This window comes from Aquisalimonas sp. APHAB1-3, assembly GCF_048323695.1.
Taxonomy (GTDB): Bacteria; Pseudomonadota; Gammaproteobacteria; order Nitrococcales; family Aquisalimonadaceae; genus Aquisalimonas.
The window spans coordinates 214,478-228,922 of the sequence record NZ_JBLWFT010000001.1; the positions used below are offsets into that span (position 1 = coordinate 214,478).

At 64.7% G+C, this 14,445-nt stretch carries 12 protein-coding genes and 2 tRNA genes; 12 read left to right on the plus strand and 2 right to left on the minus strand.

What is annotated here, in order from left to right; translation table 11 throughout:
• Nucleotides 1-78 precede the first annotated feature (78 nt).
• The 5 genes from lon (at nt 79) to ACNSTU_RS01005 (ending at nt 5,380) form a co-directional block, all read left to right on the plus strand.
• Nucleotides 79-2,526 carry an endopeptidase La gene (gene lon / locus ACNSTU_RS00985; RefSeq protein WP_290637722.1) on the plus strand — a complete coding sequence of 816 codons (2,448 nt, stop codon included), beginning with the start codon at nt 79-81 and terminating at the stop codon, nt 2,524-2,526.
• A gap of 270 nt (nt 2,527-2,796) precedes the next feature.
• Nucleotides 2,797-3,069 (plus strand): HU family DNA-binding protein, encoded by a 273-nt coding sequence (locus ACNSTU_RS00990; RefSeq protein WP_091640191.1) that lies wholly within the window; start codon nt 2,797-2,799, stop codon nt 3,067-3,069.
• 15 nt (nt 3,070-3,084) lie between these two features.
• Nucleotides 3,085-3,160: transfer RNA gene (locus ACNSTU_RS00995), tRNA-Val, on the plus strand.
• A gap of 18 nt (nt 3,161-3,178) precedes the next feature.
• A tRNA-Asp gene (locus ACNSTU_RS01000) sits at nt 3,179-3,255 on the plus strand.
• Nucleotides 3,256-3,457: 202 nt separating this feature from the next.
• The gene (locus ACNSTU_RS01005) at nt 3,458-5,380 is read left to right on the plus strand and encodes a SurA N-terminal domain-containing protein (protein WP_290637724.1); all 1,923 of its coding nucleotides are present in this window, start codon (nt 3,458-3,460) and stop codon (nt 5,378-5,380) included.
• Between the two features lie 48 nt (nt 5,381-5,428).
• Here the strand turns inward: ACNSTU_RS01005 and ACNSTU_RS01010 are convergent, their stop codons facing one another.
• Complete coding sequence (locus tag ACNSTU_RS01010; protein ID WP_290630835.1) at nt 5,429-6,226, minus strand: enoyl-ACP reductase FabI; 798 nt, start codon at nt 6,224-6,226, stop codon at nt 5,429-5,431.
• A gap of 216 nt (nt 6,227-6,442) precedes the next feature.
• On the opposite strand from ACNSTU_RS01010, the gene der reads away from it, so the two are divergent.
• Together der and ACNSTU_RS01020 are read left to right on the plus strand one after the other, a co-directional pair.
• A complete protein-coding gene (gene der, locus ACNSTU_RS01015; protein ID WP_290630837.1) occupies nt 6,443-7,870 on the plus strand; it encodes a ribosome biogenesis GTPase Der in 1,428 nt (475 codons plus the stop codon).
• Nucleotides 7,871-7,915: 45 nt separating this feature from the next.
• Complete coding sequence (locus ACNSTU_RS01020; protein ID WP_290630838.1) at nt 7,916-8,374, plus strand: META domain-containing protein; 459 nt, start codon at nt 7,916-7,918, stop codon at nt 8,372-8,374.
• A gap of 37 nt (nt 8,375-8,411) precedes the next feature.
• On the opposite strand, the gene ACNSTU_RS01025 is transcribed toward ACNSTU_RS01020, so the two are convergent.
• On the minus strand, nt 8,412-9,050 hold the full coding sequence (locus ACNSTU_RS01025) for an exonuclease (RefSeq protein ID WP_290630840.1): 639 nt from the start codon (nt 9,048-9,050) through the stop codon (nt 8,412-8,414).
• 83 nt (nt 9,051-9,133) lie between these two features.
• On the opposite strand from ACNSTU_RS01025, the gene ACNSTU_RS01030 reads away from it, so the two are divergent.
• From ACNSTU_RS01030 to msrA, 5 genes are all read left to right on the plus strand, one after another.
• Complete coding sequence (locus ACNSTU_RS01030) at nt 9,134-10,693, plus strand: cryptochrome/photolyase family protein (protein WP_290630842.1); 1,560 nt, start codon at nt 9,134-9,136, stop codon at nt 10,691-10,693.
• Between the two features lie 59 nt (nt 10,694-10,752).
• Nucleotides 10,753-11,448, plus strand: a complete 696-nt coding sequence (locus ACNSTU_RS01035) for a rhomboid family intramembrane serine protease (protein WP_290630844.1) — start codon at nt 10,753-10,755, stop codon at nt 11,446-11,448.
• A 38-nt stretch (nt 11,449-11,486) separates the two neighbouring features.
• The gene (locus ACNSTU_RS01040) at nt 11,487-13,073 is read left to right on the plus strand and encodes a class I adenylate-forming enzyme family protein (protein WP_290630846.1); all 1,587 of its coding nucleotides are present in this window, start codon (nt 11,487-11,489) and stop codon (nt 13,071-13,073) included.
• Nucleotides 13,074-13,145: 72 nt separating this feature from the next.
• Nucleotides 13,146-13,694: a peptide-methionine (R)-S-oxide reductase MsrB gene (msrB, locus tag ACNSTU_RS01045; RefSeq protein ID WP_290630848.1), complete on the plus strand. Its 549-nt coding sequence runs from the start codon at nt 13,146-13,148 to the stop codon at nt 13,692-13,694.
• Nucleotides 13,691-14,290 (plus strand): peptide-methionine (S)-S-oxide reductase MsrA, encoded by a 600-nt coding sequence (gene msrA / locus ACNSTU_RS01050; RefSeq protein WP_290630851.1) that lies wholly within the window; start codon nt 13,691-13,693, stop codon nt 14,288-14,290. Before msrB ends, msrA begins: the two co-directional genes overlap by 4 nt.
• Nucleotides 14,291-14,445 lie beyond the last annotated feature (155 nt).

Consider the following 14,445-nt stretch of genomic DNA (forward strand, 5'->3'; position numbering starts at 1 on the left):
TATTGAGAGTCAGGCAAGTTCAATGGCTCGGGCGTATCCGCCCTGCCTTCAAACCAGTTCAAGCGAGGTTGACCCTACATGACCCGCAATGACGACAGCTCTGAAATCGTCAAGGAAACCCTGAACGCCGCGCCGGTGCTGCCGCTGCGCGACGTTGTCGTCTATCCCCATATGGTGATTCCCCTGTTCGTGGGCAGGGAAAAGTCCATCAAGGCGCTGGAGTCCGCCATGGAAGCGGACAAGCAGATCCTGCTGGTGGCACAGAAGAGTGCGGAAGTGGATGACCCGGCGGTGTCCGATCTCTACGAGCAGGGTACTGTCGCCACCATCCTGCAGATGCTCAAACTCCCGGACGGCACGGTCAAGGTGCTGGTCGAAGGCCTGCATCGGGCGCGTGTGATCAGCGTCCATGCTGACGATGACTTCTTCACGGCGCACGCCGTGATCCCGGAGCAGACGGACTACTCGGAAGATCGCGAGGTTGACGTTCTGGCCCGTTCGATCATGAGCCAGTTCGATCAGTACGTGAAGCTGAACAAGAAGGTGCCGCCGGAGATTCTGTCCTCTTTGCAGGGCATCGACGATCCCGGTCGGCTCGCCGATACCATCGCTGCGCATATGGCGCTGAAGATCGAGGGCAAGCAGCAGATCCTGGAGATCGAGGACGTGCGGGAGCGGCTGGAGCACCTGCTCGGACTGATCGAGGGCGAGATCGATGTGCTGCAGATCGAGAAGCGCATCCGTGGTCGCGTGAAGCAGCAGATGGAGAAGAGCCAGCGCGAGTACTACCTCAACGAACAGGCCAAGGCCATCCAGAAGGAACTGGGCGAACTGGAAGACGCGCCCAACGATACCGACGAGCTCGAGCAGAAGATCGAGAACTCCGGCATGCCCGACGAGGTCATGACCAAGGCCAAGGCCGAGCTCAATAAGCTGCGGATGATGCAGCCCATGTCTGCGGAAGCCACGGTGGTGCGCAACTACGTCGAGTGGCTGGTGTCTGTGCCGTGGAAGAAGCGCAGCCGGGTTAAACACGACCTGGACAAGGCGCAAAGCGTGCTGGACAACGACCATTACGGTCTGGAGAAGGTCAAGGAGCGCATCCTCGAGTATCTGGCCGTGCAGAAGCGCGTGAAGAAGCTCAAGGGCCCGATTCTGTGCCTCGTGGGCCCGCCCGGCGTGGGCAAGACCTCCCTGGGCCAGTCAATTGCCCGGGCCACGAACCGCAAGTTCGTGCGCATGTCCCTGGGCGGTGTGCGTGACGAAGCGGAGATCCGTGGCCATCGCCGGACCTATATCGGCTCGCTACCGGGCAAGATCGTCCAAAACCTCTCCAAGGCGGGGACGCGCAATCCGCTGTTTCTGCTGGACGAGGTGGACAAGATGGCCATGGATTTCCGTGGCGATCCGGCCTCGGCCCTGCTCGAGGTGCTTGATCCGGAGCAGAATGCGACCTTCCAGGACCATTATCTGGAAGTGGATGTGGACCTCTCGGAGGTGCTCTTCATCTGCACGGCCAACACCATGAACATCCCGGCGCCGTTGCTGGATCGCATGGAGGTCATCCGCCTTGCCGGTTACACTGAGCACGAGAAGGTCAATATCGTCCAGCGGTACCTGTTGCCGAAGCAGATGAAGGCGAACGGGCTCAAGGAGGGCGAGCTGGAGGTTAGCGAGAACGCGCTGAAGGATATCGTTCGGCATTACACCCGTGAAGCCGGCGTGCGCAGCCTGGAGCGTGAAGTCGCCAAGATCTGCCGCAAGGTGGTGAAGGAGCTGGTGCAGGCCCCGCGCGAGAAGAAGCTGGTGGTCAATACCCAGAACCTCGACAAGTATCTCGGCGTTCGGCGCTACCGTTACGGTGTCGCGGAGGAGAAGGACCAGATCGGTCATGTCACCGGGCTTGCCTGGACCGAAGTCGGCGGCGAGCTGCTCAATATCGAGTCCGCAATCGTCCCTGGCAAGGGCAAGATGACGCACACCGGCCAGCTGGGCGAGGTGATGAAGGAGTCCATTCAGGCCGCCATGACAGTGGTTCGCAGCCGCGCCCGGATGCTGGGCATCCAGCCGGACTTCCACCAGAACAGCGACGTTCACATCCATGTTCCGGAAGGCGCGATTCCCAAGGATGGTCCGAGTGCCGGTATCGGCATGTGCACCGCGCTGGTCTCCGCGCTCACCGGCATCCCGGTGAAGTCGTCGGTGGCCATGACCGGGGAGATCACCCTGCGGGGCGAGGTACTGCCCATCGGCGGCCTCAAGGAGAAGCTTCTGGCGGCGCACCGTGGCGGAATCACCACCGTGGTCATCCCGGAGGAGAACCGCAAGGACCTCCAGGAGATTCCCAAGGGCGTCATCGGTAAGCTGGACGTGCGTCCGGTGCGCTGGATTGATGAAGTGCTTGAACTGGCTCTGGTTCAGACCCCCCAGCCGCTGCCCGAGGACGAGGCTGGCACCGATGAAGAGCAGGCGCCGAAGAAGCGGTCACGCAGCAAAAAGAAGGAAGGCGGTGTCCGGGCGCATTGACACCGCGTTGGCCCGATTGCTATAAACGACGCGGCTGGTGGTGATGGGCACCAATGCACCACCAGCTTTTTTGTTGGGCCGGATATTGGCCCGGGGGCTGGACAGAGGCAGGCTCAGATGCGATAAAGTGGCCCTGCAGCTGGCGCCGCTGGCGCCTTTGCGAGAAGCAGGCCGCATCTTCCCGAGGAACCGCATAGCTTGTAGAGTTGGCTGCGGTTAAGAAATGGAAGTGACGTTGTCCAGGTAGAACAACACTAAGGGGAATACAGGATGAACAAATCGGAACTGATCGAAGCCGTTGCCCAGAATGCTGACCTGTCCAAGGCCTCTGCCGCCAAGGCAGTGGACGCCATGGTCGACGCTGTGACCAGCGCCCTGAAGGAGAACGATTCCGTGAGCCTGGTCGGCTTCGGCACCTTCTCCGTGCGTGAGCGCGCGGCACGGTCTGGCCGCAACCCGCGGACCGGTGCCACCATCAACATCCCTGCGACCAAAGTGCCGAGCTTCAAGGCTGGCAAAGCGCTGAAGGATGCTGTAAACTAGCGCCTTCTTCGATTGGGGTGGTTAGCTCAGCTGGTAGAGCGTCGCCCTTACAAGGCGAATGTCGGGGGTTCGATCCCCTCACCACCCACCAAGTGGTGTATCAAAATCCGGAGCGGTAGTTCAGTTGGTTAGAATGCCGGCCTGTCACGCCGGAGGTCGCGGGTTCGAGTCCCGTCCGCTCCGCCATATTTGTTATCGAAAGGCGCCTTAGGGCGCCTTTCGTGTTACAGGGCATGGATTTTCTCGCAGTGCCCGATTGCGTCCGGTGCAGACGTTCCGGAACCATTACATGGCCCTGACGGTCAGTGCCCTTGGCCTGATACGATAAGTGGCATCAGTGGCGGCCGACCACGCGGGGTTGGCTGCATCAATAGGGACAGGGTGGAGCATGCTGCAATCCATCAGAGATCGGGCGACCGGCTGGATCGCCTGGGTGGTCATTATCCTCATCGGTTCCGCGTTCGCGCTGTTTGGCCTGTCCAACTACATGGAACCGGGCGGAACGCCGCGCGCCGTGGCGACGGTGAATGGGTCCGAGATCAGCCGCAACGTGGTGGGCCAGGCCTACCGGGATCAGCGACAGCAGATCGAGCGGGCCTATGGCGATGATCTGGAAATCACCGAGGAGATCGATCGCGAGATCCGGCGGGATGCGCTGGAGCGGCTGATCAACCAGCGTCTGGTTGCCGATTACATCGGCGATCGCAACATGACCCTCTCGGATCAGGATCTCGCCGCCATCATTCGGTCGCAGGAAATGTTCCATGAAGGCGGCCGGTTCTCGCAGGAGCGCTACCAGGCGGTGTTGCGGGCCAACCAGATGAGTTCCGCGCAGTACGAACAGCAGATCCGCCGGGATGCGCTGGCGCAGCAGTTGCGCGCCGCATTCAGTGAGAGCGGGCTGGTCACGGAACGGGAAGTGGATGATCTTCTGCGCCTGCAGATGCAGGAGCGGGATATCGCCTGGTTACGGCTGGATGCTGCCGCGTGGCATGACGACGTGGAGGTTTCCGAAGACGCCATCCAGGCCTATTACGATGAGCACCGCGATACCTTCGTGACGGAGGAGCGGGTGCGGCTTGCCTATGTGGAGCTGCGCCGCGAGGATCTCATCGACGACGTCGACGTCAGCGACGATGAGATCGAGACCCGCTACGAGCAGGTTCGTGGGGACCGGTACACCGAGGATCGCCTCGTTGAGGCACGGCATATCCTCATCCGTGTGGATGAGGATGCGGATGACGAGACCGTGACAGAGGCGAAGCAGCGTGTCGAGGAACTGCGCCAGCGCATCATGGACGGCGAATCCTTTGTGGAGCTTGCTGAAGCGTATTCCGATGATCCCGGTTCCGCCGGCCGGGGAGGCGATCTCGGGCGTGTCGAACGGGGCGATATGGTGGAGCCGTTCGAAGACGCGCTGTTCGCACTGGACGAGGGTGAAGTCTCCGAGCCGGTCCGGTCGCCCTTCGGCATCCATCTCATCGAAGCCACCACCGCGACCGGTGGCGAGGTCACCCCCCTTGAGGAGGTGCGCGACGAACTCCGCCGCGAGATCGCCGAGGAGCAGGTGAGCAACGAGTACTTCGACGACCTGAATCGGCTTGACGAGCTCGCTTTCGACTCCCCGGGCACCCTCGATGACGCGGCAGATGCCCTGGGGCTGGAGATTCGCGAGAGCGACTGGTTCACTCGTGACGGGGGCGACGATGGCATTGCCGCCCGGACGGAGGTGGTGGAAGCGGCGTTCGATCCGGAAGTGCTGGACGACCGCATGAACAGTCCCGTCATCGAGCTGGGTGATGACCGCGCGGTGGTGGTGCGGGTCGCGGAGCACGAGCCGCAGGACCAGCTTTCCCTCGACGACGTTCGTGATGACATCGAAGTCCGTGTGCGTAACCGCAAGGCGGTGGAGGCGGCGGAAGCCTTCGCGGACGAACTCATTGAGCGTATCCGCGACGGCGATAATCCGACGGACATCGCCTCCGAAGACGGGCGGGTGTCCTTCGAGGACATCGGCTGGGTGAATCGCGAAGAGGGTGAGGCCCCGTGGCAGGTGTTGCGCGCGGTATTCAGTATGGCACGCCCCGAGAACGACCGCCCCGGCCTGGAGAAGATCCTGGCTGCGGACGACCCGGTTGTGCTGGTTCTGCGCGGCGTACGCGATGGTGACGTCGAAGGGGTCGACCCCGAGGAGCGTCGCGAGCTGGCTGATCGGTTGCGGGATTCCTACGGCGACGAAGCCGTGGAGCAGTTCCTGGCCCAGCTGCGCGCCGATGCCGACGTGGAAATCCACGACGACGACTACCGCTAGTCAGCTCCCCGGTGGCGCCTCATGGAGGCGCCACCGGGGAGCCTTCCCTCATTCCTCTTCCAGGCCGTCCAGGCCGGGCAGCCCGACGATGTGGAACCCGCTGTCCACGTGCACGATCTCGCCCGTCATCCCCCGGGCAAGATCCGAGCAGAGGAACGCGGCCACGTTACCCACTTCATCGGTGGTCACGTTGCGCTTCAGCGGCGCGGAGCGGGCATTGAACTCCAGCATCTTGCGGAAGCTGCCGATTCCGGCGGCCGCGAGCGTCTTGATCGGGCCGGCGGACAGGCCATTGACGCGTATACCGTGGGGGCCCAGGTCGTAGGCCATGTAGCGCACGCTGGCCTCGAGACTCGCCTTGGCCGCACCCATGACGTTGTAGCTGGGCAGGGCTCGTTCGGCGCCGAGGTAGGTTAGTGTCAGCAGCGACGATTCCTCGTGCATCATGCCGCGCAGGGCCCGGGCCAGGGCCACGAAGCTGTAGGCACTGATGTCGTGGGAGATGCGATAGCCGTCGCGCGTGGTGTTGTCCACATACGAGCCCTTGAGCTCGTCCTGGGGAGCAAAGCCGATGGAGTGCACCGCGGCGTCCACTGTGTCCCAGTGCTTCGACAGCGCCGGGGCGAGATTGTCAAAGTCTTCGTCCTGGCTCACGTCCAGCGGCAGGACGATATCGCTGCCCAGTTCCGCGGCGAACTTCTCGACCCGCGGCTTGAGCTTTTCGCCCAGATAGGTGAACGCCAGTTCCGCGCCTTCACGCCGCATGGCCTGGGCCACGCCGTAGGCGATGGAGCGGTTACTGGCCACGCCCGTGATCAGCACCCTTTTTCCGGAAAGAAATCCCATGACAGGTCTCCTCGCTGTGACAGTTGTCATCGTGAACAGCGACACGGCGTGCCCGCACCGCGGGGCAGGGCGCGACCGTGACGATACCGGGCGGACTATAACGTATTCCCGGTGTTTTCGGGCAGCCCGGCACGTTGGCACGGCGTTGGCCGTGGAGTTCTGCTATCCTGCGATCCGGCTTATTTCACTGCCGGCAGATGATCTGAAAACAGACCCATGGACCCCGTAATCGCCCTGGTTGGACGCCCGAACGTCGGCAAGTCGACCCTCTTCAACCACCTCACCCGGAGCCGGGATGCCCTGGTGGCCGATTTCCCCGGTCTGACCCGCGACCGCCAGTACGGGCGTGCGCGCGTGGGCCGGCAACCCTTCGTCGTCATCGATACCGGCGGACTGGGGGATGATCCCGAGGGTGTTGAAGCCGGCATGCACAAGCAGGCAATGCAGGCCATCGAAGAGGCCGACGGGGTGGTCTTCCTGGTGGACGGTCGCGCCGGCATTACGCCGGGTGATCAGGATGTGGCCGCCCGTCTGCGGCGCGCGGGCAAACCCGTGGTACTGGCGGTGAACAAGACGGAAGGCCTGGATCCGGGCGTCGCAGGAGCGGAGTTCCATGCGCTTGGCCTGGGGACGCCCGCGCCCATCGCCGCTGCCCACGGGCACGGGATCAAGGCGCTGCTGGAAGCGGTCCTCGGTGGCGTTCCCCGCGAGCGGCTGGAGGGTGACAGCGCGACGGTCGTCCCCGAAGAGGGTTCGGGTACGCGTGTGGCGGTGCTCGGCCGGCCGAACGTGGGGAAGTCGACGCTGATCAACCGTCTGCTCGGCGAGGAGCGCGTTCTGGTCTACGACGCGCCCGGGACGACCCGCGACAGTATCGAGGTGCCGTTCGAGAAGGATGGCCGCCACTACACGCTGATCGACACCGCGGGGGTGCGCCGTCGCAGCCGTGTCCAGGAGTCGGTGGAGAAGTTCAGCGTGGTGAAGACGCTGGCGGCGATCGACGCCGCGCACGTGGTCATCATCGTGCTGGATGCCCGCGGTCGGGTCACGGAGCAGGATGCTCACCTGGTCGGGCACGCCATCGAAGCGGGGCGCGGGCTGGTCATCGCGGTGAACAAATGGGACGGGCTGACCGACCACGACAAGGACGACGTGCGTCGGCTGCTGCGCGTCAAGCTGGGGTTTCTGGAGTTCGCCGAGATCCATTTCATCTCCGCGCTCCACGGGACGGGCGTGGGGCTGCTGCTGGAGGCCGTGGATCAGGCCCATGAGGCCGGCAACCGCGATCTGTCCACCGGCCGTCTGACCCAGGTGCTGGAGGACGCCGTGGACCGCCATCCACCGCCGTTGGTCCGGGGTCGGCGGATCAAGCTTCGCTATGCCCACCAGGGCGGCCGCAATCCGCCGGTGATCGTGGTGCACGGCAATCAGGCCGAGCGCACGCCCCGTGACTACCGACGGTATCTGGCCAATACGTTCAGGGACGTGCTGAAACTCCAGGGCACGCCGGTGCGCCTGGAGTTCAAGACCACCGGCAATCCGTTTGAAGGGCGCCGGAATACCCTGAGTGAGCGGCAGCAACAGCGCCGGGACCGCATGATCCGGCACATCAAGAAGAGCGAGAAGAAGAAAAAGCGGCGGTGAACCCATGCGCCGCCCCTGGATACATTCGATGCAGGAGAGCTGACAATGCGAGTGCGTTCAACCCTGTTTCTGACAGGGGTCCTCCTGGCGGGCTGTGCCACGGATCCGCAGCCGGATACGGTGCGGCCCGTGTCCATGGACGAGCCGCCGGAGGCCCTCGTCGGCGACTGGCGCGTCGTCGGGGCCGTCGATCCCCAGGGGCGTTACCTGGAACCCGATGCGGTGTCGTTCTCCCTGGAAATCGCCGATGACGGACAGGTCGCCGGCTCTGCCGCATGCAACAGCTGGAACGCCCAGGTGGAACACGTCGACGACGACCACCTCCGGTTCGGCGCCATCGGCCTGACCCGCGCCGCCTGCCAGATCCAGGACCCGGACGCCCGGGCCTTCGAGGATCTGTTCGTGACCAATCTCACCCGGACCATGGAGTGGTCGCGCAGCAGCGATACACTGGTGCTGCGGTTCCAGGACGGTCAGGAGTGGGAGCTTACGGCCCCGGATTGATGAGTACAGATCGGTCTGCGAGTCACCGTCCGGGCCGTCAGTTCCCGTTCCAGTCCGGATACTCCGTGTAGTCTGCCGGGTTCACATCGGGCATGCCACGGGAGAGGTTCTCCTGCAGTATCGCCAGAAACAGCGATCCCTGCTCCAGTGCGTCATCCAGCGCGATGTGATTGTGCCGCAGGCCCGGTTCGAACAGATGGGCCGGCAGGCGTTTCTTCGTGGCCCGGTGGAAGGAACTCGTCTGTATCACCGCCATGGCATAGCTCTTGATGTCCAGCGCCGTGTAGCCGAACGGTGTTCCTCCGGTGAACCGGTGCAGGTAATAGTTCACGAAGGTGAAGTCGAAAGCCACCGGCCAGGCGACGAACACCGGGCGCCCGCCCATCCCCTCCAGCCAGCTGCGGTAGGCCTGCATTCCCTGTTCCGGGGGTTGCTGGTCCTGTCGGCAAGCCGCCCATGCTTCCGGCCACTGCTCCCACCACGTCATGGTGTCCGGATGGGTTCCGGCCTCCGGTAGCGTCTCCAGATTCACGGAAAAGGTGTCCAGCAGCTCGCCCTCCAGGGAGTAGGCGGCCGATCCGATCGAGAGCATGGAGTAGAGCCCCGGTACGGGGCCGTCCGCCTCGATGTCCGTGGAGACGAAGACGTCGTTCGGTGGCTTGCGGAATCGCGACATTTATACATCTCCTGTACACTTCTTGTATATCATGCGTTGCCCGCGAACGCTGTAGCAACTCTTCTTGTCACCGGGAGACCCTCGTGGCCCTTCGACAGCTTATCCTCTGCCTGGGCGATCAACTCAACCGCGATGCGGCTGTGTTCGATGATTTTGACAAGTCCACCGATGCGATCTGGATGGCGGAGGTGCCGGAGGAATCCACGCACGTCTGGTCGCACAAGGCCCGCATCACCCTGTTTCTCAGCGCCATGCGCCACTTCGCCGAGGGGTTGAGCCTTAGTGGGCTGACGGTCCACTACCACCGGCTGGGCGAGCACGAGCATACCAGCCTGGCGTCGGCGCTGGCGGCGGATCTCGAGCGCCTGCGGCCGGAGCGTGTACTGGTCACCCATCCGGGGGATTATCGCGTATCCAGGCGGCTCAAGGCGACCGTCCGGGCGGCCGGGCTTCGCCTGATCGTCGTCCGCGATCGCCACTTCTTCGATTCGCCGGAGCGGTTCCGGGTGTGGGCGAGAAGCCGCAAACAGCTGCGCCTGGAAAACTACTACCGCGCCATGCGGCGCCATCACGGTATCCTCATGGTGGGGGAGGAGCCTGTCGGTGGCGCCTGGAACTTCGACGCCGACAACCGCAAGTCCTTCGGCGCGGAAGGCCCCGGTGCGCTGCCTCAGCCCGTGCGCTTTCCGCCGGATGCCACGACCAACGAAGTGATCGCCGACGTGGAGAGGCACTTCCCGGGGCACCCCGGGCGTCTGGATTCCTTCGACTGGCCGGTGACCGCCGAGCAGGCCTGGGATGCGCTGGAGGATTTCATCAATCATCGGCTGCCGTCGTTCGGCCCCTACCAGGACGCCTTGTGGCGGGACGAACCGTGGCTGTACCACTCCCGCCTGTCCGCGGCCATGAACCTGAAGCTGCTGGCGCCCCGAGTGGTTGTGAATGCGGCCGAGTGGGCCTGGCGCGAGGGGCGTGCACCGCTGGCCTCGGTGGAAGGGTTCATCCGCCAGATCCTGGGCTGGCGGGAGTTCGTGCGCGGTGTCTACTGGCTGCACATGCCGGATTACCTGGACGGCAATGCGCTGAACGCCCAAGCGGATCTGCCGGCCTTCTACTGGACCGGTGACACCGACATGGCGTGTCTGCGGCAGACGCTGCGCCAGACCCTGGATCACGGGTACGCCCATCATATCCAGCGGCTGATGATCACGGGGTTGTACGCGTTGCTGCTGGGTGTGGAGCCACGCCAGGTCCACGAATGGTACCTGGCTGTCTACGTGGATGCCGTGGAGTGGGTGGAGGCGCCGAACACCCTGGGTATGTCGCAATTCGCCGATGGCGGTGTGTTCGCGTCGAAGCCGTACTGCGCCTCCGGCCGCTACGTCCAGCGCATGAGCAACTACTGCGCGGAGTGCCGCTACGATCCCGGCAAGCGCAGCGGCGACGACGCCTGCCCGTTCACGACCCTCTACTGGGACTTTCTCCAGCGACATGAACAGCGGTTGCGGGAGAACCCGCGCACCCGCATGCAGATACGCAATCTGGAGCGCCTGGACGATGCCACGCGTGAGGCCGTGCGGTCGTCGGCCGACCGGCACCGTCGGACCGTGTCGTCCCAGTCCGTCGTCACGGCACGATCGTGATCCGGTGTGGTACTGTCGCCGTCTGACGGACTCCCGGACGGCCACACAGGAGCGCCGGCATGATCCCGGTCGCCGACGACAACCCCACCCGTATCGCGCCACTGGTGACCTGGGCCCTGCTGGCGGCCTGCATCGGCGTGTTCGTCTGGCAGATCGGGCTGGATCCGCGCGAACACGCCGGCATCGTGCACGGCTACGGATTCATTCCCGCCGTCTTCTTCGATCATGCGCAGTTGCCACCGTCGCTGGAGATCGTGCCGGCCTGGGCGACACTGATCTCGTCCATGTTTCTGCACGGTGGCTGGATGCACCTCATCAGCAACATGCTGTACCTGTGGGTGTTCGCCAACAACGTCGAGGACGCCATGGGCCACATGCGGTTCATCGTGTTCTACGCCCTGTGCGGCATTCTCGCCGCCCTTGCCCACGGGCTGGCGGCCCCCGAGTCGCAGATCCCCATGATCGGTGCGAGCGGCGCCATTTCGGGGGTGCTGGGCGCCTATCTGATGCTGCACCCCTTCTCCCGGATCACGGTGATCATCCCGCTCGGCATCATTTTCTACCCGGTACGGCTCCCGGCGGGCATTGTGCTGCTGGCGTGGTTCGGGCTGCAGCTGCTGAGCAGCGCCACGGTGGACCCCAATGAGCCCGGCGTCGCCTTTCTGGCCCACATCGGCGGGTTCGTGGCCGGCATGCTGCTGATTCCGCTGTTCAAGTTCCGCCGGGTGCGTTTGTTCCGTGGGCGAACCACCTGACACGATGGCAATAACAGGAATCACCGGAGGAGATGATCATGGACGCAGGCTTTATCGCGCGGCGAACCGGCTGGCCGGGCAGCCGCATTGATCCCCGACAGCCGGCGGTATCCTTCGGCGCGGGCGCGAGCTGGTCCTATGCGGAGCTGGATGACCGAGTCTGCCGCTACGCCAACAGCCTTCACGCCCGCGGAGTCCGTAAAGGCGACCGCGTGGGGATTCTGCTGTTCAACTGCCTCGAGTACTGGGCGCTCTATCTGGCCGTCATGCGGCTGGGCGCCGTTGCGGTCCGGTTGAACTTTCGTCTGGCGCCGGAAGAACTGGCCTATGCGCTGAACGACTCCGGCAGTCGCACCGTCTGCTTTCACGCCTCCCTGGCCGAGCGCGTCGACCCCATCCGGGAGACGGTCGCAGCCGGTGAGTGGATCGCGCTGGCCGATGGCGATGCCCCGGTGCCGCGCTGGGCCCATCCCTGGTCCGTGCTGGAGGAGGGGGCCGCCGGCGAACCCGACGTGCCCGTGCCCGCGGCGGATGCGCCGGCCATGCTCATGTACACGTCGGGCACCACCGGGCGGCCCAAGGGCGCCCTCTGGAAACACGCCAACACCCTGTGGTTTGCCGCCATGCAGGCCATGCAGTGGCGGCTGGACGAGCAGACCGTGGCCATGACCACGGGCCCCATGTACCACGTGGGTGCCGTCGAGGACCTGACCAGCGCCGCCCTGGCGGTGGGTGGCCACGCCGTCGTGCTGGAGAGCGGCGGGTTCAGCATCCGCACGGTGCTGGACATCATCGCCGCGCGCGGCGTGACCGACGTCTTCCTGTTCCCGTTCATGATCTATGACCTGGTTCAGCTCGACGACGGTCAGCCCGTGGAGCTGGGCAGCGTCCGCCGGATTCTCTGTGGCGGCGATCCGCTGCTGCCATGGGCCATCCAGACCATCAACGAACGCTACCCGTGGATCGAGCTGGTACAGGTGTACGGCCTCACCGAGGGGACACCCATCGCAGCGGCCACCACGGGGGAGGAAACCCGCCATGCGCCCGAGAGTGTGGGACGCCCCATGCCGTTCACGGAGATCAGCATCCGCGGTGAATCGGGCGAACCCGTGCCGGCGGGTGAGGAGGGCGAGATCTGGATCCGCAGCCCGGTCGTCTGCACGGAGTACTGGCAGCGCCCGGACGCAACGGCGGAGACGTTCGTGGATGGCTGGTGCCGCACCGGGGACCTCGGCCGGCTGAACGCGGACGGGTTGCTGTGTATCGCCGGCCGCCAGAAGGACATGATCCGCAGCGGCGGTGAGAACATCTACCCCGCCGAGCTGGAAGATGTACTCATGCGGCACGAAGACGTGCGCGAGGTGGCCATCGTCGGCGTGCCTGATCCGAAGTTCGTGGAGACGGTCTGTGCCGTGGTGGTCCCGCGCGCCGGTGCCAGCCTCGGAGAGGAGGAGGTGATCGACTTCTGCCGCGAGCGCCTGGCCGGTTACAAGCGGCCACGGCACGTGGTGTTCGTGGACGCACTGCCGCGCACGCCGTCGGGGAAGTTGATGAAATACGTGCTGCGCGACACCTACCGGCCGCTGGGCGGGGAGCCCGGGGGTGGCGAGCCCGGCCGGGGCTGACTCCGGCGGAACGCCCTGTCAACTTTACCCCCACCCGGGTGTCAAAGGCATGGGTGAGGGTGGAGGAACGTGATGAACAGGCGTCGTTTCATCGGCGGAGCGTCGGCACTGGGTGTGCTGTCGATGCTGCCACCCGGGCTTCTGGCGGCGCGTGCGCGCGCTGCGCACCACGATGTGTCGGTGGACGCCCGGGAGTTGGAGCGTCTCGGCCGGACGGCGGAGCAGTGGCGGGGCATGCTAAGTGACGACGTCTGGCAGGTGCTGTTCCGCGGGCGGACCGAGCCGTCGTTCTCCAGCCCGCTGGACTCGGAGTACGGTGACGGCACCTACATCTGCGCGGCCTGCCACCTGCCGCTGTTCGGCTCCGAGACCAAGTTCGACAGCCGTACCGGCTGGCCGAGTTTCTACGAACCGTTTCACGGGCACGTGGGCACCAGGCTCGACTTCAGACTGATCTGGCCGCGTACCGAGTATCACTGCATCCGCTGCGGCGGACACCAGGGGCACGTCTTCAATGACGGCCCCGAGCCCACGGGCGAGCGCTGGTGCAACAACGGGCTGGCGCTACGCTTCGTGCCTTCCGGCGATCCGCTGCCCGAACTGAGGGGGCGCACCACATGAAGCGACTGACTGCTGCACTGGCGGGTGCCGTGGGGCTACTGCTGGGGGTGGCCCTGACCGGCGTTGCCGTGGCGGACGAGCGCCAGGCCGTCTTTGCCGGTGGCTGTTTCTGGTGCATGCAACCGCCCTACGATGAGCTGGACGGCGTGCTCGGCACCGAGGTGGGCTACACCGGCGGGCATGTGGAGGAGCCGACTTACGAGCAGGTGACCGCTGGCGACACCGGTCATCTGGAGGCGGTGCGCGTCACCTACGATCCGGAGCGCATCGATTACGAGTCGCTGCTGGAGGTCTTCTGGCGCAACATCGATCCTCTCGATGACGGCGGACAGTTCTGCGATCGGGGCGGTCACTACCGTGCGGCCATCTTCGTGGCGAATGAGGCGGAGCGGGAGCAGGCCGAAGCCTCGCTGCAGGCGCTGGAGGCGTCCGGGCGGTTCGAGGATCCGATCGTCACCCGGATTCGCGATGCCGACACGTTTTATCTTGCCGAGGACTACCACCAGGACTACTACCAGAACCGCCCGCTGCGGTACCGCTTCTACCGCACCAGTTGCGGCCGGGATGCGCGGCTTGATGCGCTCTGGGGGGATTGACGATGCATCGCCCGGGGGGGATACGCCGGCTGGTAGACATGAACGTCTACCCTGCGGAAGGCGTAGTGCCTAGTCACCGAGTAGGGTGGACCTTCAGGTCCGCCATCAAGCTGTCCGGTTCGCTACGCACGGGATCAATGGTACCCGTATGCTCA